The organism is Cupriavidus sp. FW305-F7 (assembly GCF_058782875.1).
This window is the reverse complement of record NZ_JBYSYC010000026.1, coordinates 69,761-89,369: the sequence shown is the minus strand read 5'-3', so window position 1 is coordinate 89,369 and position 19,609 is coordinate 69,761. Positions and strand designations below refer to the sequence as shown.

At 66.3% G+C, this 19,609-nt stretch carries 19 protein-coding genes; 7 read left to right on the top strand and 12 right to left on the bottom strand.

Annotated elements, in window-relative coordinates:
* Positions 1-96 precede the first annotated feature (96 nt).
* Together AC3WL8_RS23310 and AC3WL8_RS23305 are read left to right on the top strand one after the other, a co-directional pair.
* Complete coding sequence (locus AC3WL8_RS23310; RefSeq protein ID WP_010813052.1) at positions 97-561, top strand: (2Fe-2S)-binding protein; 465 nt, start codon at positions 97-99, stop codon at positions 559-561.
* A gap of 16 nt (positions 562-577) precedes the next feature.
* Positions 578-2,836, top strand: a complete 2,259-nt coding sequence (locus AC3WL8_RS23305) for a xanthine dehydrogenase family protein molybdopterin-binding subunit (protein ID WP_492378898.1) — start codon at positions 578-580, stop codon at positions 2,834-2,836.
* A gap of 36 nt (positions 2,837-2,872) precedes the next feature.
* On the opposite strand, the gene AC3WL8_RS23300 is transcribed toward AC3WL8_RS23305, so the two are convergent.
* Complete coding sequence (locus AC3WL8_RS23300) at positions 2,873-3,676, bottom strand: anti-sigma factor family protein (protein ID WP_153954879.1); 804 nt, start codon at positions 3,674-3,676, stop codon at positions 2,873-2,875.
* Positions 3,663-4,295 carry an RNA polymerase sigma factor gene (locus AC3WL8_RS23295; protein WP_153954878.1) on the bottom strand — a complete coding sequence of 211 codons (633 nt, stop codon included), beginning with the start codon at positions 4,293-4,295 and terminating at the stop codon, positions 3,663-3,665. Before AC3WL8_RS23295 ends, AC3WL8_RS23300 begins: the two co-directional genes overlap by 14 nt.
* Positions 4,296-4,474: 179 nt before the next feature.
* On the opposite strand from AC3WL8_RS23295, the gene AC3WL8_RS23290 reads away from it, so the two are divergent.
* From AC3WL8_RS23290 to AC3WL8_RS23280, 3 genes are all read left to right on the top strand, one after another.
* Positions 4,475-5,353, top strand: coding sequence for a metallophosphoesterase family protein (locus AC3WL8_RS23290; protein ID WP_211980785.1), 879 nt, complete (start codon positions 4,475-4,477; stop codon positions 5,351-5,353).
* A gap of 12 nt (positions 5,354-5,365) precedes the next feature.
* Complete coding sequence (locus AC3WL8_RS23285) at positions 5,366-5,740, top strand: cupredoxin domain-containing protein (RefSeq protein WP_013955750.1); 375 nt, start codon at positions 5,366-5,368, stop codon at positions 5,738-5,740.
* 189 nt (positions 5,741-5,929) lie between these two features.
* Positions 5,930-6,217 carry a helix-turn-helix domain-containing protein gene (locus AC3WL8_RS23280; protein WP_013955751.1) on the top strand — a complete coding sequence of 96 codons (288 nt, stop codon included), beginning with the start codon at positions 5,930-5,932 and terminating at the stop codon, positions 6,215-6,217.
* Between the two features lie 78 nt (positions 6,218-6,295).
* Here the strand turns inward: AC3WL8_RS23280 and AC3WL8_RS23275 are convergent, their stop codons facing one another.
* From AC3WL8_RS23275 to AC3WL8_RS23265, 3 genes are all read right to left on the bottom strand, one after another.
* The gene (locus AC3WL8_RS23275; RefSeq protein ID WP_492378897.1) at positions 6,296-7,837 is read right to left on the bottom strand and encodes an MltF family protein; all 1,542 of its coding nucleotides are present in this window, start codon (positions 7,835-7,837) and stop codon (positions 6,296-6,298) included.
* A 181-nt stretch (positions 7,838-8,018) separates the two neighbouring features.
* A complete protein-coding gene (locus AC3WL8_RS23270) occupies positions 8,019-8,429 on the bottom strand; it encodes a hypothetical protein (RefSeq protein ID WP_211980787.1) in 411 nt (136 codons plus the stop codon).
* 297 nt (positions 8,430-8,726) lie between these two features.
* Positions 8,727-10,478 carry a SulP family inorganic anion transporter gene (locus AC3WL8_RS23265; RefSeq protein WP_153954875.1) on the bottom strand — a complete coding sequence of 584 codons (1,752 nt, stop codon included), beginning with the start codon at positions 10,476-10,478 and terminating at the stop codon, positions 8,727-8,729.
* A 347-nt stretch (positions 10,479-10,825) separates the two neighbouring features.
* On the opposite strand from AC3WL8_RS23265, the gene groES reads away from it, so the two are divergent.
* Positions 10,826-11,116 (top strand): co-chaperone GroES, encoded by a 291-nt coding sequence (groES, locus tag AC3WL8_RS23260; protein ID WP_010813047.1) that lies wholly within the window; start codon positions 10,826-10,828, stop codon positions 11,114-11,116.
* A 45-nt stretch (positions 11,117-11,161) separates the two neighbouring features.
* Entirely contained in the window at positions 11,162-12,805 is a 1,644-nt protein-coding gene (gene groL / locus AC3WL8_RS23255) for a chaperonin GroEL (RefSeq protein ID WP_013955756.1), read from the top strand.
* Positions 12,806-12,921: 116 nt separating this feature from the next.
* On the opposite strand, the gene AC3WL8_RS23250 is transcribed toward groL, so the two are convergent.
* From AC3WL8_RS23250 to AC3WL8_RS23220, 7 genes are all read right to left on the bottom strand, one after another.
* Positions 12,922-13,707 carry a metallophosphoesterase gene (locus AC3WL8_RS23250; protein WP_211980789.1) on the bottom strand — a complete coding sequence of 262 codons (786 nt, stop codon included), beginning with the start codon at positions 13,705-13,707 and terminating at the stop codon, positions 12,922-12,924.
* 210 nt (positions 13,708-13,917) lie between these two features.
* Entirely contained in the window at positions 13,918-14,892 is a 975-nt protein-coding gene (locus AC3WL8_RS23245) for a type II secretion system F family protein (RefSeq protein ID WP_013955758.1), read from the bottom strand.
* A 77-nt stretch (positions 14,893-14,969) separates the two neighbouring features.
* Complete coding sequence (locus AC3WL8_RS23240) at positions 14,970-15,947, bottom strand: type II secretion system F family protein (RefSeq protein ID WP_013955759.1); 978 nt, start codon at positions 15,945-15,947, stop codon at positions 14,970-14,972.
* Positions 15,948-15,992: 45 nt separating this feature from the next.
* Positions 15,993-17,363, bottom strand: a complete 1,371-nt coding sequence (locus tag AC3WL8_RS23235; RefSeq protein ID WP_013955760.1) for a TadA family conjugal transfer-associated ATPase — start codon at positions 17,361-17,363, stop codon at positions 15,993-15,995.
* Between the two features lie 61 nt (positions 17,364-17,424).
* Positions 17,425-18,618: a CpaE/TadZ family protein gene (locus AC3WL8_RS23230; RefSeq protein WP_211980790.1), complete on the bottom strand. Its 1,194-nt coding sequence runs from the start codon at positions 18,616-18,618 to the stop codon at positions 17,425-17,427.
* A gap of 23 nt (positions 18,619-18,641) precedes the next feature.
* On the bottom strand, positions 18,642-19,100 hold the full coding sequence (locus AC3WL8_RS23225; RefSeq protein WP_211980791.1) for a TadE/TadG family type IV pilus assembly protein: 459 nt from the start codon (positions 19,098-19,100) through the stop codon (positions 18,642-18,644).
* Complete coding sequence (locus AC3WL8_RS23220) at positions 19,097-19,606, bottom strand: TadE/TadG family type IV pilus assembly protein (RefSeq protein ID WP_211980792.1); 510 nt, start codon at positions 19,604-19,606, stop codon at positions 19,097-19,099. Before AC3WL8_RS23220 ends, AC3WL8_RS23225 begins: the two co-directional genes overlap by 4 nt.
* Positions 19,607-19,609: the final 3 nt, after the last annotated feature.

Below are 19,609 nucleotides of genomic sequence, written 5' to 3'. Positions count from 1 at the left end.
TGCGGCGCATGGGCAGTGCCCGCGCGCCGCACGATTGCGCCCGGCGGGGGGCACTGGAAAGAACCAGCGGGCAACGTACCCAAGGAGTGTCCCCCCATGACCACCCTCAATATCAACGTCAACGGCAAGACCCGTGAAGTCGACGTGGACCCGTCCACGCCGCTGCTGTGGGCGCTGCGTGACAACCTTGAAATGACCGGCACCAAGTTCGGCTGCGGCATGGCCGCATGCGGTGCCTGCACCGTGCACGTCAACGGCCAGGCCACGCGCAGCTGCGTGACGCCGGTATCCGCCGCTGCCGGCGCGCGCATCACCACCATCGAAGGCATCGGCACTGACAAGGTCGGGCGCGCGGTGATGGACGCCTGGCTCAAGCACGACGTGGCGCAATGCGGCTACTGCCAGAACGGCCAGGTGATGAGCGCCATCGGCCTGCTGCGCACCAAGCCGCGCCCTACTGACGCCGACATCGACCAGGCCATGGCCGGCAACCTGTGCCGCTGCGGCACCTACCAGCGCATCCGCGCGGCGATCAAAGACGCCGCCCGTGCGCTGGCCTGAGCGGGAGGAAACCACTATGCGTATCCGAGGCATCGAAGCCCTGGCAGGCGGCCAGGCCGGCAATAGCGGTGAAGCGCGCCCGAACACCGGCGTGGCCACGCTGGACCGCCGCAGTTTCCTGAAGCTGACCGGCCTGGCCGGCGGCGGCCTGGCGCTGGGCGTGGCCCCGCTGGCGCAGGCACAGGAGGGCGCCAAGCCCAAGGCGCCGCCGCCGGCGCCGCAAGCATTCCTGATCATCGCGCCGGACAACACCGTAACCGTGGCCGTGAACCGGCTCGAGTTCGGCCAGGGCGTGCACACCGCGCTGCCGATGGCGCTGGCCGAAGAGCTGGACGCCGACTGGCGCAACGTGCGCGCCACGCTGGCGCCGGCTGGCGACCCGTACAAGGACCCCGCCTTCGGCATGCAGATGACCGGCGGCTCCACGGCGCTGAACCACTCGTTCGAGCAATACCGTGAACTGGGCGCGCGCGCGCGCGCGATGCTGGTGGCGGCGGCCGCGCAGCAGTGGAAGGTCGATCCGGCCAGCTGCAAGGTGGAGCAGGGCGTGGTCACGTCCGGCAGCCATCGTGCCACCTTCGGCGAACTGGCGCCCGCGGCGATGGAGCTGCCCGTGCCGCAGCGGGTCACGCTGAAAGACCCGTCGCAGTTCCGCATCGTCGGCAAGCCCACGCCGCGGCTGGATGCGCGCGGCAAGATGGAAGCGACCACGCCGTTCGGCATCGACACGCACCTGAAGGGCATGGTGGTGGCCGTGGTGGCGCGCCCGCCGCGCTTTGGCGGCAAGGTCAAGAGCTTCAGCGCCGACAAGGCGCGCGCGGTGCAGGGCGTGCGCGGCGTGCTGCAGGTGCCGGTCGACCGCGGCGGCAGCGGCGTGGCGGTGATTGCCAGCGGCTACTGGCCGGCCAAGATGGGCCGCGATGCGCTCGACATCCAGTGGGAAGATGCGGGCTCGAAGGTGTCGTCGCAGGCGTTGTTCGATGAGTACGCAAAGCTGGCCGGCCAGCCCGGCACGGTGGCGCGCGCGGGGAGCGGGGATATCGGCTCGGCCATCAACGGTGCCGCGCGCAAGATCGAGGCCGACTTCCGCTTCCCGTACCTGGCGCACGCGCCGATGGAGCCGCTGAACTGCACGCTGCAGCCGGAAGTGGCCGGCGGCAAGGTGCAGTCGGTCAAGGTCTGGGTGGGCTCGCAGTTCCAGACCGTGGACCAGGCCGCGGTGGCGCGCACGCTGGGGCTGGCGCCGGACAAGGTGGTGCTCAACACCATGATGGCCGGCGGCGGCTTCGGCCGGCGCGCGGTGCCGACCTCGGACTACATCGTGGAGGCGGCCAACGTGCTCAAGGCCTGGGTGGCCGCCGGCCACACCGAGCCGCTCAAGGTGGTCTGGAGCCGCGAGGACGATATCCGCGGCGGCTACTACCGCCCGCTGCACCTGCACCGCGCCCGCATCGGGCTGGATGCGCAGGGCAAGGTGGTGGGCTGGCAGCACACCATCGTCGGCCAGTCGATCCTGAAGGGCACGCCATTCGAGCCCTTCATGGTCAAGAACGGCGTGGACGCTACCATGACCGAGGGCATCGTCGAGAACGACTATGACCTGCCGCTGCAGATGTCTGTGCACCATCCGCAGGTGGACGTGCCGGTGCTGTGGTGGCGCTCGGTGGGCAATACGCATACCGCCTTCGTCAAGGAAACCCTGGCCGATGAAATCGCCGCGGCCGCGAAGCAGGACCCGGTGGCATTCCGCCTGGCCCGGCTCGACGAGAAGAAGCACGCGCGCCACCGCGCCGCGCTGCAGCTGGCGGTGGACAAGTCCGGCTACGGCAAGCGCAAGCTGCCCAAGGGCCATGCCTGGGGCGTGGCCGTGCACGAGTCGTTCAACACCGTGGTGGCGTATGTGGTCGACGTCTCGGTGGTGAAGGGCGAGCCGCGCGTGCATCGCGTCACCGCCGGCGTGCATGCCAACCGCGTGGTCAACCCGATGTCGGCCGAAGCCCAGATCCAGGGCGCGTGCATCTTCGGACTGGCCATGACCAAGCCGGGGTTTGCCATCGAGATCGAGAACGGCGCCGTGAAGAACAGCAACTTCCCGGACTATCCGCCGCCGCGCATCACCGATGCGCCGGTGGTGGACGTGTTCTTCGTGCCCTCGCAGGAGAACCCCACTGGCCTGGGCGAGCCCGGTGTGCCGCCGATCGCGCCGGCGGTGGCCAATGCGCTGTTCACGCTGACCGGCAAGCGCCAGCGGCAGTTGCCGTTCGTGATGGCGTAGACGGGCCTGGCACGATGACCGGCGGCGGCGCGAGCGCTACGGCGTGCCGCCGCTGGCCACGCGCCATGCCTTGCTGAAGCGTTGCAGGTCGGCCGCCGACGCATCGGTCACGGCCCAGTATTCCATGCCGCCTGTCTGCCAGTGCGCAATCTGGTAGCCCTGCCGGGTCAGGGGGCTGTCGAAGTCCGGCGCCGCCATGCGCGCGCCCGCGCCGTGCAGCACGAACACATCGATCGGATGCTGGTTGCGTCGATAGACCAGCACCGCCACGCGCTGCCCGTGGAGGTAGTCGAGCCGTCCGCCAACGAGTGGGAAGCCCTCTGCCGCCAAGTCATGGACCGGCGGCGCGAAATCCAGCCGTCCGTTGAACCATGGCTTGACCGTGTGCCGATCCGTCGATGCCACGTCGATGGCGTGGTCGGCGATCAGCGCGCGCACGTGACTGCTGACCACCTCCCGCGCCATGGCGTCTTGCGGGGAATCCCGCAACATGAACCACGTCAACCCAAACGCCATCGAGGCCACGGTCAGTGCCGCCAGTGCGGCGTTGACGGCCGGGCGCCAGGCAAACCACTCGAGCCAGCGCGGGCGCGATGTCTCGCTACCTGCCGGCACACCGGCCGCGGGCAGCGCGGCAGCGATCCGCGCGCGCAGGGCGGGACTTGCGCGATGATAAGTCGCGCCTTCCCGTACCGCCGTGCGCAGCGCGCGCAGGCGTCCCAGTTCGGCCGTGCACGCGGCACATTGCGCCAGGTGCTGCTCCAGGCGCAGGCTTTCCGCCGCGCCGAGTTCGTCGTCGGCGCAGGCGGGAAGCAGTTCGCAAACCTCATTGCAGTCCATGACCTGTCTCCCCGGCGGGGTGCGGTGCCGGCGCCAGCGCGCCGGATGGCGAGCGAGCGTGTGCCGGCGCTTGCGCCGTGCCCTGCTGCTGCAGCGCCGTCACCGCCGCCGCCAGCATGCGCCGCCCGCGCGCGAGCCGCGACATGACCGTGCCAATGGCGATATCCGCGACACGGGCAATGTCGCGGTAGGGCAGTTCCTCCAGTTCGCGCAGCACCAGCACTTCCCGATAGGCCACCGGAAGCTGCTCCAGCGCACGGTGCACCAGACGCACGTCTTCCTGCCGCAGCAACGACTGCTCGGGGCTGTCCTGGCCATCGTGCCAGGCCGGCAGGGGCTGGTTCTCGTGCAAGTCGTCATAGCTGCACACCTCGCCGGCCGATTTGCGCTTCTGGCAGGTGGTGAACCACGTATTGCGCACGATGGCGAGCAGCCACGGCCGCGGCTGCTCGCCGCGGAAGCTGCCAAAGAGCCGGTAAGCGCGCAGGAAGGCTTCCTGGACCACGTCGTCGGCCTCGCTGGCGCTGCCCGACAACCAGCGCGCGAGGTTGTAGGCGGCGTCCAGTTGCGGGAGCACCAGCTCCTCGAAGCGGCGGCGATCGTCGGATGCGTGATCCATGCGTGCCTTGGTCGGTTTGTGCGCCGGCGCCGCGCCGGTGGCGCACGTCCCGGGTATACCGGGGTTCCACTCAGTTTATTCCCAGTACGGGCGGATTTTTTGCGGTTCCGCATTGCCGGGAATAAAGCCTCCCGCAAGCCGGTATGACAGGCACATCCCTGCAACCAGACGGAGGCACCATGGACACACTGAAGCGACGCGATTTCCTCAGGCTGGCGGGTGCCGCAGGTGGCGCGGTATTTGCCTCCGGGCTCCCGGGCTGGGCCTTCGGGCGCGATGAGGACTTCTATTTTGTGCAGTTGTCGGACGCACACTGGGGCTTCCAGGGGCCGGCCAATCCCGATGCGCGCGGCACGCTGCCCAAGGCCATCGCCGCCGTCAATGCGCTGCGGCAGCCGCCCGACTTCATCATGTTCACCGGCGATCTCACCCACACCACCGACGATCCGCAGGAGCGCCGCCGGCGCCTGCGCGAGTTCCAGTCCGTGATTGCCGGCCTGGGCGTCAGGACGATCCACCTGATGCCGGGCGAGCACGACGCCAGCCTCGATGCGGGCGCGGCCTACCAGGAGCTGTTCGGGCCGACGCACTACACCTTCGATCACAAAGGCGTGCATTTTGTCGTGCTCGACAACGTGTCCGATCCGGCGGGGCGGGTCGGGGATGCGCAGCGCGCATGGCTGGCGGCGGACCTCGCGCGGCAACCAAAGGGCGGGCGCATCGTGGTGTTCACGCACCGCCCGCTGTTCGATCTGTATCCGCAATGGGACTGGGCCACGCGCGACGGCGCGCAGGTGATCGACACCCTGATGCCCTATCCGAACGTGACCGTGTTCTACGGCCACATCCATCAGGAGCATCACCACACGACGGGCCACATTGCGCATCACGCCGCACGCTCGCTGATGTTCCCGCTGCCGCCGCCGGGCTCACAGCCGCAGCGCCTGCCGGTGCCGTGGGATGCCGCGCAGCCCTATCGCGGGCTGGGCTGGCGCGAGGTCGAAGCGAAACCGGCGCCCGGCGCGTTCGCGCTGGCCGAGCAGCCGATCGCGACCTGACCGGAGCCAGCCATGAGAATGTCATCGATGGTCGGGCGGCGCACGGCGCTGGCCTGGATGCTTGGCCTCGGGGCGGCGGTGCTGGCCGGCACCGGCCGGGGCGATGCGGCGGCGCCGCGCGTCATTCGCGTCCACGCGCGCAAGTTCGTCTTTACCCCGAATCACATCCCGCTGCGTGCCGGCGAGTCGGTCGTATTCGAACTGACGGCACAGGACGTGATCATGGGCTTCAGCGTGCCGGATTTCGGCGTGCGTGCCGACGTGCCGCCAGGCGCGACCGTGCGTTTGCCTGCAACGGCGCGCGGCAGCGGCAACTACGGCTTCCTGTGCGACATCTTCTGCGGATCGGGGCACGAGACCATGAACGGCGTGATCGAGGTCATGTAGGCGCCGCCCGCCGGATCCCTGGCGAGCCCGCGGGCGTGACGGCTGGTGTTGTAATCGCGCAGCCCGTGGGCGGCCCTATTGCCTTTGCCCTGCGAGCCGCGTAGAACGTTGGGAAACGGCACCCGGAGAGGGCCGGCAGCCGCTCGTGGTGGGCGGCGGAGCACAACGCCAGAGGATCGAGGTGTGGCCATGGAGACCCAAGAGAGCGCGCTGACGCTTGCCCTGATGACCGAACCCGCGCGGGCCAGGATCTGCCGCGCGCTGCTGGAAGCCGGCGAGGACGGGCTGCCCGCCCCCGCTCTGGCGCAACTGGCCGGGCTGAGCCTGCCGCGTGCCGCACACATGTTCCAGGAACTGCTGCAGGCGGAAGTGGTGGCACTGTCCATCCGCGAGCGCCAGGTCTGCTATGTGCTCAAGGCCCGGCGCGCGGTGCGTGATGCGCTGGGCTATATCGACAGCAGCGGCCTGGCCGACTGATCCTTGCTGTGTGGCCGGGCGCAGGTCGGCGCGGCCCGGTTCCACCGCCGTCCCGCCAGCGCGGGCGCCGGCGGCAGGCTACTTCCGGACTTCCTTCAGTGCCCGCTCACGCGCGGCTTCCCGGTCCTCCATGAGCCGGTAGGCCGCGTAGTACTTGAAGATGTTGCGCACATAAGTGGTGGTTTCGATGCCGATCTTCTCCGCCACCACGATCTCGACATTGTTGAACCACTTGTCGGGGTCCAGCCCGCGCGCCGCAGCCTCCTTGCGCATCTTGGCGATATTGCCGGGCCCGGCGTTGTAGCTGGCGAAGGCGAACAGCGGCCGGTTCGATTCCGAGAAGTGCGCGTCGGGGAAGTACTTGGTCATCAGCCGGTCCATGTACTTGGCGCCGGCGTGGATGTTGGACTCGACCATCTTGATATTGCCCACATTCAGTTCCTTGCCGGTGGCGGGCATGATCTGCATGATGCCGACGGCGCCCACGCGGCTGCGCGCCTGCTGGTTGAGCTGCGACTCCTGGAAGCCCTGTGCCGCCAGCATCAGCGGGTCGAAGCCATAGTCCTTGCCGTACTTCTCGAAGAAGGCAACGGTCTGCTGGAAGCGCTTGTATTCGGCGTCCTCGGTGTTGTTCTTGATCTGCTTGACCCGGCGCATGGATTGCTTGATCAGGTATTCCGCCACGCCCTGCCTCTTGACGTGGTTGATATAGAAATCGTCGATTGCCTGCCGCAACTGCGGGCTGTTCTTGCGGAAGGCCCAACCGATATAGCCGCCTTCGCGCACCGCCAGGTCCTGCCGCACCTTGATGTCAGGCAGGATCTGCGCCCACATCGCCGCCTTCCAGTCATCGACCACCACGATTGCCAGCAGGCCCGCATTGACCATCTCGAGCACGTCTTCGTCTTCGAGGGCATCGGGCAGCAGCACCAGGTGCATCGGCGCCTTGCCGGACTGGCGCAGGCGCTCGTTCAGCGCGGTCAGGCTTTCGTAGTAGCTGCTTGCGCGGCGCACGTGGACGGTCTTGCCTGCCAGGTCGTCCAGGCTCTTCAGCGCCGGCGACTTGGGGCCGGTCACGATCAGCTCGCGCACTGGCTTGCGGTCGCGCGGCGCGGCAAAGTCGACCATCTTCAGCCGTGCCTCGGTCTCGGTCAGGTTGCCGGCGGCGATATCGCCCAGGCCCGCCGCCAGGTCGGGCAGCAGGCGGTCGCGCGTGGTGGGGATGATGATGATGGTGAGCGGGCGCTTGCCAAGTCGACTGGTGTAGGTCTTGTTCAGGTAGCGCTCGAATTCCCGCACCAGTTCCGCGGTAATTCCGCGCTCGTGGCCCTTGTCGCTGAAGTAGAGGGTGCGGCTGTAAGGCACCAGCACGCGGATGACGCGACTGTTGACCATCACGTCGAAGTCGCCGGTGCGCGGCTTGTTGGCCAGGTTCAGCCCGCGCGGCTTCGCGGGCGCTGCCGTGCCGGCCGCGGCTTTCGCAGCCGGCGCCGCCGCGGGTGCCGACGCCGGCGCCGGCTTCTGCTGTGCTACGGCAAACGTGCTGCCCAGGCTGAACGCGGCCATCAGGCCTGACAGGAGCAGGCCTGTAAACCAGTGGTGCGGACGGAGAGCGGGCATGGCGCAGATGGCAAGCCGGGCGAAAAAGCCCGCGACTTGCTCTTATCGAGTCTAGGCGCGATCCGGCTTGTTACAAGCCGCCAACCCCCGATGTTCCCGCGGGCAAAAGGAGGGAAGACGACAGGCAAAAAAATGAAGGTGGCCGGCTGATCCCGGCCACCTCGTTCTGCGCCGGCTGGCGCTATTGCTTAGGCGCGGCCATCTGGTCCTTGGCCACTGCGTCCGCAGCCTTGTTCTCGACCTTGCGCTCCTGCTTGGCAGCGCCGACGTCCTGCTTGTACTCGCCCTTGGCCGCCTTCTTCTTGGCCTTGTACTCGGCCGAGGCCTTCTGGCGTGCCTCTCGGCGCTCGACCAGTGGATCCTTGGGTGGTTGAACCTGGGTCATGCCAGGCGATGCGCTTTGGGAGCCTGCCGCGGCGGCGGGGACGGCTGAGGTTGCCGGGGTGGCCGGCATGCCCTCGGCGGCCGGAGTTGCCGGCGTGGCCGGGCTGGCCGGTGTCTGGGCAATCGCCGTGGCGCAAGTGAGGCCTGCCAGTCCTGCGGCAATCGCGCCGACGATCTTGGGAAGGCGAGCGGGCTGTTTCAGATCCATGGAGAACCTCCGGAGTCGTTGTCCGAGACGCCGGCGACGGATGCGCCGACGTGGCGTAGGCCGCACATCCCTGCCGAAACGGGAATGCAACGGTGCCCTCAGTCTAGGCAGCGAGGCGGTGTTGCGCTGTCGGGCAAGCGCCGAAGCGGGGGCGGAATACTCCTACAAGCGCGCAGTGACGAAGATGTTGCGCACTTGCGACAGCGGAGCCAACGCCGCACGCCATCCGTCGCCACGGTTCGCGCTCGGCGATGTCGCCTTGCGCCAGTACGATGGCTGGCCCAGCGCCATCGCGCTTCAGGTGGGCGTAGCGGTCTGGTTTGCAAGGTAGTGGTCGACCGCAAGATCCATGCTTTGGAACAAGCGCTCGCGCCCGAGTGTGTCCCCAAGGGACGACCGCCGAACCATCTCCAGCACATTGGGATTCAGTTCCACCAGCCAGAGCATCACGCCGCCTTCGCGCATCTTCTTTTCGGCTTCCGTCAGCATCCGCAGCGCCGTGTACTCGAGGTCAAAGACGCCGACAAGGTCGAGCACCACCACCCGGGGATTCGCTGCAGCAATGATGGGCCGCATCTTGTGCCCGATGTGTCTCGCATTGGCGAAGTAAACGCGGCCCTCCGGCCTCAGCATCACCATGCCAGGATAGGTCACGTCGGCGGGATGCTCGGCGGACTGCGGCCGGAATACATTGGTGCCGGGCTTGCGTGCCAGGACATAGACTGGCGGATCGGAAGTCTGGTAGGCCAGCGCCAGCAGCGAAACAATGATGGCGGCGGCAATGCCGTTCAACGTCCCTAGCAGCACGACGCCGGCACAGGCTACCACTGCCCAGAGGAACTCCGTGCGCCGGATGCCAAGGATGGCGCGAAACTCCGCCGGCTGGATCAGTCCCACCGAATAGGCGATGACCACTGCCGCCAGCGCGGCCTCCGGCATCAGGCCGATCAGCGGTGCCAGCACCAGCATCGCGCCCAGCGCGACGGCCGCGGTGATCAGTCCCGCCAGCTGCGATCTGGCGCCGCAGCGGCGGTTCACCGCGGTCTGCGTGGTTCCGCCGCCGGCAGCCATCGCGCCGAGGAATGCGCCACCCAGGCAGGCGAACCCCGTGGCCAGCAGCTCGCGGTTCGGGTCCGGCGCGGGTTCGCCGCTCTGCACGAAGGCGCGTCCGGCTGCGATGGTTTCCGTAAAGCTCATCAGGGCAATGCCCATGGCCGGCACCAGGAGCTGCATGACCAGATCGGGATCCGGCAGCGTGAGGGGCGGCAGGCCAGTCGGGACATGGCCAACGGTTTCAACGCCATGGGACTGCAACCCGAGCAGGCCGACTGCCGCAATCCCGATCCCCACCGCGATCAGCGGTGCCGGCGCGCGCGGCACCAGGCGTTCCATGCCGATCAGCAGCGCCAGGACCGTGACCCCAACGGCCATGGTTGCCAGCGAAGCGTGGGGAACGCCCTGGACCATGGCTGCGAGGTTGTGGAAAAACGCGCCCTTCTGGAAATGGATGCCGAGCAGCTTCGGAAGCTGGTCCACCACGATCACCAGCCCGATCCCGGCCTTGAAGCCGACCAGGACGGGCTCGGAGATGAAATCGGCAACAAAGCCCAGGCGCAGCAAGCGCGCGGCGACCAGGATGATGCCCACGAGGCAGGTGAGCGTGGCCGAAGCCGTCAGCAAGCTCGCGGTACCGCCTGCCGTCGTCGTATCGCTAAGCGCGGCTGCTGCCAGGATCGCCAGCGTGGTCGTGGTGCTGACGCTGAGCGGGCGCGAGGTTCCCAGCATGGCGTAGATCAGCATCGGCGCGAATACCGTATAGAGTCCGACCTCGACCGGCAGGCCCGCGATGGTGGCGTAGGCGAGAGCCTTCGGGATGACGACTGCCGCAACGGTCAGCCCGGCCATGACATCGGGCTTCAGCCAGTCGCGGTGGTAGTGACGCAGCCACTCGGGCCACGGCAATGCAAGCACGCCGGCCGAGTTGCGCAAGGTGCGGCAGGGATCGCCACCGGCGCGGTTGCGGCGACGGGAGTGGGATTCCACGTTCATGGAGGGTGATCCGGGCGGCGGGCTTGATGTTTGTCGTTGTCGTGCGGCGACCCATGTACAGTTTGGTCGAAATTACACGGAGCGGCAAATGCACATTAAGTGGCTAAAGCTCCTCTTTCAGTGGCTCTCCAAGGCCATTTCCCACGAGAATTTCACATCCAAGGGAAAACCCGTATTAAGTCCCTGTCTTGAAATGGCCATACCCCGTCCCTATAATTAGCACTCGCCGGGGGTGAGTGCTAACAGCATGAAAGCGCCCCTTGCGGCACCTGAACATTTCAGACGGCCGTCGCCTCGGTAGCCGGCCGAATTGTGATTAAAAACTCACTTTGTATCTAGGAGTCCGTATGAATCTGCGTCCTTTGCACGACCGCGTGATCGTGAAGCGTCTGGACAACGAAACCAAGACCGCGTCCGGTATCGTGATTCCCGACAACGCTGCCGAGAAGCCCGATCAAGGCGAAGTGCTGGCAATCGGTCCTGGCAAGAAGGATGACAAGGGCAACAACATCGCCCTCGACGTCAAGGTCGGTGACCGCGTGCTGTTCGGCAAGTACGCCGGCCAGGCCGTGAAGGTGGAAGGCCAGGAACTGCTGGTCATGCGCGAAGAAGACATCATGGCCGTGGTGAACAAGTAATTCACCGACTGACCGCCACCCGTACAGATTTCAGGAGATTCAAGAATGGCAGCTAAAGACGTAGTGTTCGGCGACGCCGCACGTGCCAAGATGGTTGAAGGCGTGAACATCCTCGCCAACGCAGTTAAGGTGACTCTGGGCCCGAAGGGCCGCAATGTGGTGCTGGAGCGCAGCTTCGGCGGCCCGACCGTGACCAAGGACGGCGTGTCCGTGGCCAAGGAAATCGAGCTGAAGGACAAGCTGCAGAACATGGGCGCCCAGATGGTCAAGGAAGTCGCTTCCAAGACCAGCGACAACGCCGGTGACGGTACCACCACCGCAACCGTGCTGGCCCAGTCGATCGTGCGCGAAGGCATGAAGTTCGTTGCCGCCGGCATGAACCCGATGGACCTGAAGCGCGGCATCGACAAGGCTGTTGCCGCCGCCGTGGAAGAGCTGAAGAAGGTCAGCAAGCCCACCACCACCAGCAAGGAAATCGCCCAGGTTGGCGCGATCTCGGCCAACAGCGACACCTCGATCGGTGAGCGCATTGCCGAAGCCATGGACAAGGTCGGCAAGGAAGGCGTGATCACGGTTGAAGACGGCAAGTCGCTGGCCGACGAGCTGGAAGTCGTGGAAGGCATGCAGTTCGACCGCGGCTACCTGTCGCCGTACTTCATCAACAACCCGGAAAAGCAGGTTGTCCAGCTGGACAACCCGTTCGTGCTGCTGTTCGACAAGAAGGTCTCGAACATCCGCGACCTGCTGCCGGTGCTGGAGCAAGTGGCCAAGGCCGGCCGCCCGCTGCTGATCATCGCTGAAGACGTCGAGGGCGAAGCCCTGGCGACCCTGGTGGTGAACAACATCCGTGGCATCCTGAAGACCGCCGCCGTCAAGGCCCCGGGCTTCGGCGACCGCCGCAAGGCCATGCTGGAAGACATCGCCATCCTGACCGGCGGCACCGTCATCGCTGAAGAAATCGGCCTGACGCTGGAAAAGGCTGGCCTGAACGACCTGGGCCAGGCCAAGCGCATCGAGATCGGCAAGGAAAACACCATCATCATCGACGGCGCCGGCGACGCAGGTGCGATCGAAGGCCGCGTCAAGCAAATCCGCGCCCAGATCGAAGAAGCGACCTCGGACTACGACCGTGAGAAGCTGCAAGAGCGCGTGGCCAAGCTGGCCGGCGGTGTTGCCGTGATCAAGGTTGGCGCTGCCACCGAAGTCGAAATGAAGGAAAAGAAGGCCCGCGTGGAAGACGCCCTGCACGCCACTCGCGCTGCGGTGGAAGAAGGCATCGTCCCCGGCGGTGGTGTGGCCCTGCTGCGTGCCCGCGCTGCGATCTCGGCACTGACCGGCGAAAACGCCGACCAGAACGCCGGTATCAAGATCGTGCTGCGTGCCATGGAAGAGCCGCTGCGCCAGATCGTGCTGAACGCCGGTGAAGAAGCTTCGGTGGTCGTTGCCAAGGTTATCGAAGGCAAGGGCAACTACGGCTACAACGCGGCTTCGGGCGAGTACGGCGACCTGGTGGAAATGGGCGTGCTGGACCCGACCAAGGTCACCCGCACCGCACTGCAGAACGCCGCTTCGGTGGCTTCGCTGATGCTGACCACGGACTGCGCAGTTGCCGAATCGCCGAAGGAAGAGTCGGCTCCGGCAATGCCGGGCGGCATGGGCGGCATGGGCGGCATGGAAGGCATGATGTAAATCATTGCCGACCGACTGCCCTCACGGGCAGGCTGTCTTGAAAAACCCCCGCGGGCGCGAGCCCGCGGGGGTTTTTCTTTGGGGCGCCGCAGCGGTCTCGCGCTCGAGCCGCCAGGTCAGACCTCGACCACGCAGCACCAGTCGAAGCGCTTGTTTTCCAGCTCGCCGGTGCGGCGGCTGACGTAGCCGCGGGGGTTGCAGACCACGCGCGAATCGTCGATGCAGTAGTCGAAGCTGGTGTGGGTATGTCCGTGGATCCACAGGTCCGCCTTTGCTACCAGGTCGGGCCGGCGCGACAGGAAGCCGCCGGAGACCAGGTCGTGCGAGTAGCGCGGGTCCAGGCTGCCCAGGTCAGGGCCGTGGTGCGTAACCACCACGGTCTTGCCATCGTAGGGCAGCGCCAGCTGCGCCGCCAGCCAGGCCGACGCGGCCTGGTGGCGCGCCAGCGCGTCCTGGGGTGTGAAATGGCGCGCACGGCCGTCGTCGCCGTGGAGTTCGATCAGCCGGTGGTCCAGCATCACCGCCGCGCAAGCCTGCATCGCGTCATCGCGCCGGTCAGTCCCGAACAGGGTGTAGTCAGTCCACCAGGTGGTGCCGATGATGCGTACCCGTCCGTGGGCGCCGTTGAATTCGGCCACTGTGCCATTGAGCACCTGTATGCCTGGGTGCGCCTCGGTGGCTTCGGCCATCAGGCGATCCACGGTATCGAAGTTGCTTTCGTAGTATTCGTGATTGCCGGGCACGTAGATCACCGGCTGGCTGAAGGTGCGCGCGGCCCAGTCGATGCCGTCGCGCCCGTTGGCGATGTCGCCGGCTAGCACCACGACGTCGGCATCGCAGGCGGGCACGGCCTGCGGCATGTTGTGCTCGATGTGGAGGTCGCTCAGGATGCGTAGCTTCATGGAGACTCCGGAGGCGCATGGGGCTCGCTGTATGGGCCGCTACGGCGGCGGGCGGTTGCCTGCATTCTTAAGAAGCCAGCCCGTCTGGTCAAGTCCCGCGGATCCCGCCGAAAAGCAAAAAAGCCCGGAACCAGGTCCGGGCAAGTGACTGTCTAGCCGGCATTGCACCGGGAGACAGCCGGGGGAAACGATCGCGGTTTCCCGGAAGTATTACCCTCCTTGTCCGGCCATGGTCGGCAGGAGAACGCGATAGATCTGGATAAAGGCTGGTCCGAGCAGCACCAGCAGCAGCGACGGGAAGATGGTGAAGATCAGCGGGAACAGCAGCTTGAGCGCGATCTTGGCGGCTTGCTCCTCGGCCCGCATGCGGCGCTTGGTGCGCAGCATGTCGGACAGCACGCGCAGGGACTCGCCCAGGCTGGTGCCGAAGCGGTCGGCCTGGATCAGCATGGAGGCGAACTTGTCCACGTCGTCCACGCCGGTGCGCAGCGACAGGTTCGACAGCGCCTTTTCCTTCGAGAAGCCCGAGCGCAGCTCCAGCAGCATCAGCTGGAGCTCATCGGCCAGCACGGGGCAGCGCAGCGCCAGCTCGTCGGCCACACGCATCAATGCCGCATCGAGCCCGAGGCCGGCTTCCACGCAGACGGTCAGCAGGTCGATCACGTCCGGGAACTCTTCAAACACCGTACGCTGGCGTTGCGCGACCTTGCGTGCGAGAACGACGTTGGGCAGGTAGTAGCCGATTGCACCAAGTACTGCCAACAACGCGAACATGATGTTCCGGTCTTGCAGCCCCGACTGGCCGGCGGCTGCCAGCAGCCCGATCATCGGCAGGGCGACCGCCAGAGCGGTCTTGGCCGCAAAGTACAGCGGTGCGGCACTGGCATTGCGCCAGCCGGCGTTCATGAAGCGCACGCGCAGCTGCGAGCCCTCCCAGCCTTCCTTGGGCAGTGACAGTCGCGATACCGGTTGCGCCCATTGCACCAGCTTTTCGAGTAGCGCATTCCGCTTGCCAGGATCAGCCCCGAGCTGGCCCGCCTGGCCTGCGATCTGCTCCGCCCGCCCGCGCAGGCGGTTGGGCGAGAAGACGTAGAGCACCCCGAACACCGTGCCGAACGCCGCCACGAAGATCAGCGCGAGCACGACAAACTGGTCTGCCTGAAACCCCTGGATAATGCCTTGCATGATGGACTCCCGTCAGGATGGCTGTCCAAGCCCTGCTTCTTCGAGCACTGCATGTACCGGTACCGTGCGTTGCGCCTTCAGACCCGGATTCGGATGATCTTGCGCATCCACAGCACGCCGAAGGTCATCGATACCACTGCGCCGCCGATCATGCGCAAGCCGAGCGGGTCCTCCCACAGCACGTTCATGAAGCCCGGATTGACCACCAGGATCAGTCCGGCAGTGCAGAAGGGCAGCAGGCCCAGCACCCACGCGGACAGCTTGCCTTCCGCCGAAAGCACGCGGATCTTGTCGAACAGCTTCAGCCGTTCGCGCACCATTGTGCCGATGGTGTCGAGGATCTCCGCCAGGTTGCCGCCGCTTTCACGCTGGATCAGCACCGCGATGACGAAATAGCGCAGGTCGCCCACCGGTACCCGGATGGCAAGGTTGGTCATGGCCTCGTCCAGCGCCACGCCGTAATTGATTTCCTCGAAGGTGGTGCGGAACTCCGGCCCGATCGGGGCCTTCATTTCCTGCCCGACCATGCCGAGCGCGCCACTGAACGAGTGCCCGGCGCGCAGGGCACGGCTGATCATGTCGACGGCATCAGCCAGCTGTGCCTCCATCTGCTTGATCCGCTTGCCGCGCAGGCGCATCACATGAAGCACCGGCAGCATGGCGGCCAGCGCCGCGCCGGCGAGCACCAGCGGTACCGGTATCGGCAGCAGCGGAATCAGTGCCACCGTGCACAGCGCCACCATCGCGCAGTAGCCCAGCAGCTGCGCCACCGACCAGGTGCTGCCGGATTGCTCCAGCCACCGGTCCAGCCTGCCCACGCGGGGCACGCTCATCAGCCACTTCTGCAAGCGCGGCGAGCCCGCCAGCATGCGCTTCTTCAGGATCGACAGCTGTTCCGCGCTGACATGTCCGCCTGCCGACAGCGCCCGCAGCCGCGCCTCGATGCGCCTGGCCGCGGGGCCATGGGCGTTGCTCCACCACAGGTAGATGCCCTCGACGCAGAGCACCACGGCCACGAACAGCAGGATGCCGAAGGCGTAGAAGATCGTGCTCATGTGTAGCTCCCCGGGATTGCTTGTTGTTGTATCGCGCCAGGCGGATCAGACTTCGAAGCGTTTGGCCGGGTCATAGGTCTCGTCCGGCAGCCCCACGCCGAACACGCGCAGCCGCTCGGCGAACTTGGGATACACCCCGGTGGCCCGGAAATTGCCGCGGACCGTGCCATCCTTGTCCACGCCCGTGCGCTGGAAGGTGAAGATCTCCTGCATGTTGATGATGTCGCCCTCCATGCCGGTGATCTCCTGGATGCTGATGATCTTGCGCCGGCCGTCGGTCATGCGCGCCGCCTGCACGATCACCGTGATGGCCGAGGAGATCTGCTGGCGCATGGCCTTGGCCGGCATGGTCAGGCCGGCCATGCTGACCATGTTCTCCAGGCGCGTCAGCGCGTCGCGCGGGGTGTTGGCGTGGATGGTGGTGAGCGAGCCCTCGTGGCCGGTGTTCATCGCGTTGAGCATGTCCAGCGCCTCGCCGCCGCGCACTTCGCCCAGGATGATGCGGTCGGGGCGCATGCGCAGCGCGTTGCGCACTAGGGCGCGCTGGGTGATCTCGCCCTTGCCTTCGATATTGGGCGGGCGCGTTTCCAGCCGCAGCACATGGGGCTGGCGCAGCTGCAGTTCGGCCGCATCCTCGATGGTGACCACGCGCTCGTCTTCCGGGATAAAGCCCGACAGGATGTTCAGCAGCGTGGTCTTGCCGCTGCCGGTGCCGCCCGACACCAGCACGTTGACCTTGGCCTGCGAGAGCGCCTGCAACAGCTGCGCCATCGGCGGCGTCAGGCTGCGCAGGTTCACCAGGTCGGACACCTGCAGCGGATTCACGGAAAAGCGGCGGATCGACAGCAGCGGCCCGTCGATGGCAGAGGGCGGGATGATGGCGTTGACGCGCGAGCCGTCGGGCAGGCGTGCGTCGACCATCGGGCTGGTCTCGTCGATACGGCGCCCCACGCGCGACACGATCTTCTCGATCACCTTCATCAGGTGTGCGTCGTCGTAGAACACCACGTCGGTCAGTTCCAGCTTGCCGCGCCGCTCCACATAAGTCTGGCGTGCGGTGTTGACCAGGATGTCCGACACGGTGGGGTCCTGCAGCAGGGGCTCGAGCGGGCCGAAACCGAACATCTCGTCGTAGATTTCTACCGTCAGCTGGCGCCGCTCGTTGTCGTTGAGCAACACCTTCTGTTCGTCGATGATCAGGTTGACCAGCGCGGCGATCTCCTGCCGCACCTGCTCCTGCGGATAGCGCGCCAGCCGCTCCAGCTCCACACGGTCCAGCACGGTCTCGTGCACGTCGCGCTTGAGCTGGTGGTAGCCACCCGACACGGAGGCTGCCGAGGTCGCAAACTGGATTGCGGCGTGGCCGTTGGCAGTGAAGGCGGGCCCGGCATTGGCCAGCTGTTCGCGAATGGACATGATCAACTCCTCGTTATCGGCTTCGGTTGGCCGCCGCCCTGGCTGGCCGTCGTCAGGGTATTCAGGTGCTCCGCGCGCGCAGCATCAGCCTGCGCAGCGGTGATACCGCTTCGACGCGGTTGCGCCGCTCGGCTTCCGGTGTGGTGCACAACTGCGTGGCCATGGCCTGCAGCGCGCGCGCCATGGCGCTGCGCCGGCTCAGCTTGGCGACTGGCTCGCCGTGGCTGACGGCCTCATCCACGGCGGCGGAGTCGTCGGGCAGGGTAAAGGCGACCTTCATGCCGAAGATCTCCTCCATCGTTGCGCGCGGCATCTCGTTCTTGCGGCCGGTGCGGTTCAGCACCAGGCGGACCTTGTCGGTGGGGTAGTGCAGCGCACGCAGGATATCGAGCAGCCGACGGCCCGGCCGCCCGAAGGAGATTGCTGGTTCGGCCACCACGCAGATGCGGTCGCTGTGGTCCAGCATGCCGATCGACAAGGGGTCGATGCTCTGGCCCAGGTCGAAGATCACGAAGTCATAGGCCGGCTGCACCACCGACAGGATCCACTCCAGCTTGTCCTTCTGGATCTGGCTGGCCTTGATGGGATCGGCCGCACCCGCCAGCACGTCGAAGCCGTTGTCCACATGCACCAGGCAGGCTTCCAGGAAGGCGGCATCCATACGGTCGATCTGGCTGCAGATATCGGGCAGCGTGGAGGGCGGGGTCTTGTCGCTGACGATATAGGTCAGGTCGCCGAAGTGCCGGTTCAGGTCCACCACCAGCACGCGCTTGTCAAGGTGCCGGGCCAGCGCATCGCCCAGGTTGGCCGCCACGAAGCTGGTGCCCGCGCCGCCCTTGCACGAGATCACCGAAATTACCTGTGCGGTCTCTTGCGCACGCGGCACGTGGCCGGATTCCACGCGCTTGAGCGCCTCGGCCAGTTGCCCCTTGTCCAGCGGCCACGACAGCACATCGCGGATGCCGGCACGCATGGCCTTGATCAGCACCTCGGAACTGGGCGCCTGCGTGATCAGGATGCAGGGCAGTTCAGGGTGCTGCTGGCGCAGGCTCTCGATGGCCTGCATCTGCGGGGCATTGATGGCAGGCAGTTCCAGGATGAGCAGGTCGGCCATGCGCAGCCGGCTGGCATGGAACGGGAAACGCGCCAGGCCCTCCTGCAGCGTCATGGCCTGGAAGTTGCCGACCACGGTGCTGAGCCGGTTGATCTCGGCCAGCCGCTCGGCGTCTTCGGAAACGATCAGAATTCTGAGCATGGTGTGCTCCTGGTTCATGCGCGCTAGTTGCAGATCGGGCCGCTGGTGGAAGAGTCCAGGCTCTCCCGCGGCAGCGTGGTGGAGAACGAAGGCATCGACACCGTTATCGGAACGACCGGAATAAAGGTCTTGACCGAGACGTTGGCCACGCTGACGGTGACCGAGCGGCAGGAATTGCGCGCGCTGTCGGGGTCGGCGTCGCAGCCGCTTGGTTCATAGGCGACCTGGATATTGGTGGCCTGCAGCAGGGGCATCAGTTTGGTCATCTTGGTCTTGATGGTGGTGTCCGTGGTGTCGCACACCACCGCGATGCGTGCACCCAGCCGGGTGGCCTCACCGGCGGTGTTCCAGTAAAACAGCACGCGGGAGAACTCGGCAATGCCGATCAGCAGCATGAAGAAGATGCTGGCAACCAGGGCGAATTCGACGGCGGTTGCGCCGGCCTGGCGTGAACGCGGGCGCATGGCACGGATCGGAGTCATAGCACCTGCCTCATTACCGTTGCGATATCGGAGAACGCCAGGGCTCCCACATTGAGGTAGGACTGCATTGGCGAGTAGGTAAAGCCCGAGATCTTCACCTCAACCAGATTGATGGTGCCTGCCGGCGGGTTTGAACTGTTGCCGCCCTCGTAGATGGCAACGTTGGCAAACTGCTTGCTGCCGCAGCCGCTCGAGTCAACGCGGTCACAGACGACTACCATTGACGGGCTGAGGCCGTTCACAAGTGCCGCGCCGCCGCAGGTGGTCTTGCCATAGACGGCGATGCATTTGGCCTGATCCACTGGGTAATTCGGCTCGCTGGGCGCGTATTGCGACAGGAAGCGTGCCGCATCGCGCGTGGCCTTTGTCAGGGCGTTGTACTGGTAGATGGCGCGCCCGTACTCGGCCACCCCGGTCACCAGCATCAGCAAGGGCACCAGGACCAGTGCGAACTCCACCGCGACCGCCCCGCGCGCCCTGCTCCTGCGCTGCCTGCATTGCGCCATGAT

Coding starts and splice junctions, on each gene's coding strand:
- AC3WL8_RS23305 (WP_492378898.1), top strand. CDS start 578: ATGCGTATCCGAGGCATCGAAGCCCTGGCAGGCGGCCAGGCCGGCAAT.
- AC3WL8_RS23235 (WP_013955760.1), bottom strand. CDS start 17,363: ATGTCCATTCGCGAACAGCTGGCCAATGCCGGGCCCGCCTTCACTGCC.
- AC3WL8_RS23290 (WP_211980785.1), top strand. CDS start 4,475: ATGGACACACTGAAGCGACGCGATTTCCTCAGGCTGGCGGGTGCCGCA.
- AC3WL8_RS23230 (WP_211980790.1), bottom strand. CDS start 18,618: ATGCTCAGAATTCTGATCGTTTCCGAAGACGCCGAGCGGCTGGCCGAG.
- AC3WL8_RS23275 (WP_492378897.1), bottom strand. CDS start 7,837: ATGCCCGCTCTCCGTCCGCACCACTGGTTTACAGGCCTGCTCCTGTCA.
- AC3WL8_RS23300 (WP_153954879.1), bottom strand. CDS start 3,676: ATGGACTGCAATGAGGTTTGCGAACTGCTTCCCGCCTGCGCCGACGAC.
- AC3WL8_RS23310 (WP_010813052.1), top strand. CDS start 97: ATGACCACCCTCAATATCAACGTCAACGGCAAGACCCGTGAAGTCGAC.
- AC3WL8_RS23245 (WP_013955758.1), bottom strand. CDS start 14,892: ATGCAAGGCATTATCCAGGGGTTTCAGGCAGACCAGTTTGTCGTGCTC.
- AC3WL8_RS23240 (WP_013955759.1), bottom strand. CDS start 15,947: ATGAGCACGATCTTCTACGCCTTCGGCATCCTGCTGTTCGTGGCCGTG.
- AC3WL8_RS23270 (WP_211980787.1), bottom strand. CDS start 8,429: ATGGATCTGAAACAGCCCGCTCGCCTTCCCAAGATCGTCGGCGCGATT.
- AC3WL8_RS23225 (WP_211980791.1), bottom strand. CDS start 19,100: ATGACTCCGATCCGTGCCATGCGCCCGCGTTCACGCCAGGCCGGCGCA.
- groES (WP_010813047.1), top strand. CDS start 10,826: ATGAATCTGCGTCCTTTGCACGACCGCGTGATCGTGAAGCGTCTGGAC.
- AC3WL8_RS23220 (WP_211980792.1), bottom strand. CDS start 19,606: ATGGCGCAATGCAGGCAGCGCAGGAGCAGGGCGCGCGGGGCGGTCGCG.
- AC3WL8_RS23265 (WP_153954875.1), bottom strand. CDS start 10,478: ATGAACGTGGAATCCCACTCCCGTCGCCGCAACCGCGCCGGTGGCGAT.
- AC3WL8_RS23280 (WP_013955751.1), top strand. CDS start 5,930: ATGGAGACCCAAGAGAGCGCGCTGACGCTTGCCCTGATGACCGAACCC.
- AC3WL8_RS23295 (WP_153954878.1), bottom strand. CDS start 4,295: ATGGATCACGCATCCGACGATCGCCGCCGCTTCGAGGAGCTGGTGCTC.
- groL (WP_013955756.1), top strand. CDS start 11,162: ATGGCAGCTAAAGACGTAGTGTTCGGCGACGCCGCACGTGCCAAGATG.
- AC3WL8_RS23250 (WP_211980789.1), bottom strand. CDS start 13,707: ATGAAGCTACGCATCCTGAGCGACCTCCACATCGAGCACAACATGCCG.
- AC3WL8_RS23285 (WP_013955750.1), top strand. CDS start 5,366: ATGAGAATGTCATCGATGGTCGGGCGGCGCACGGCGCTGGCCTGGATG.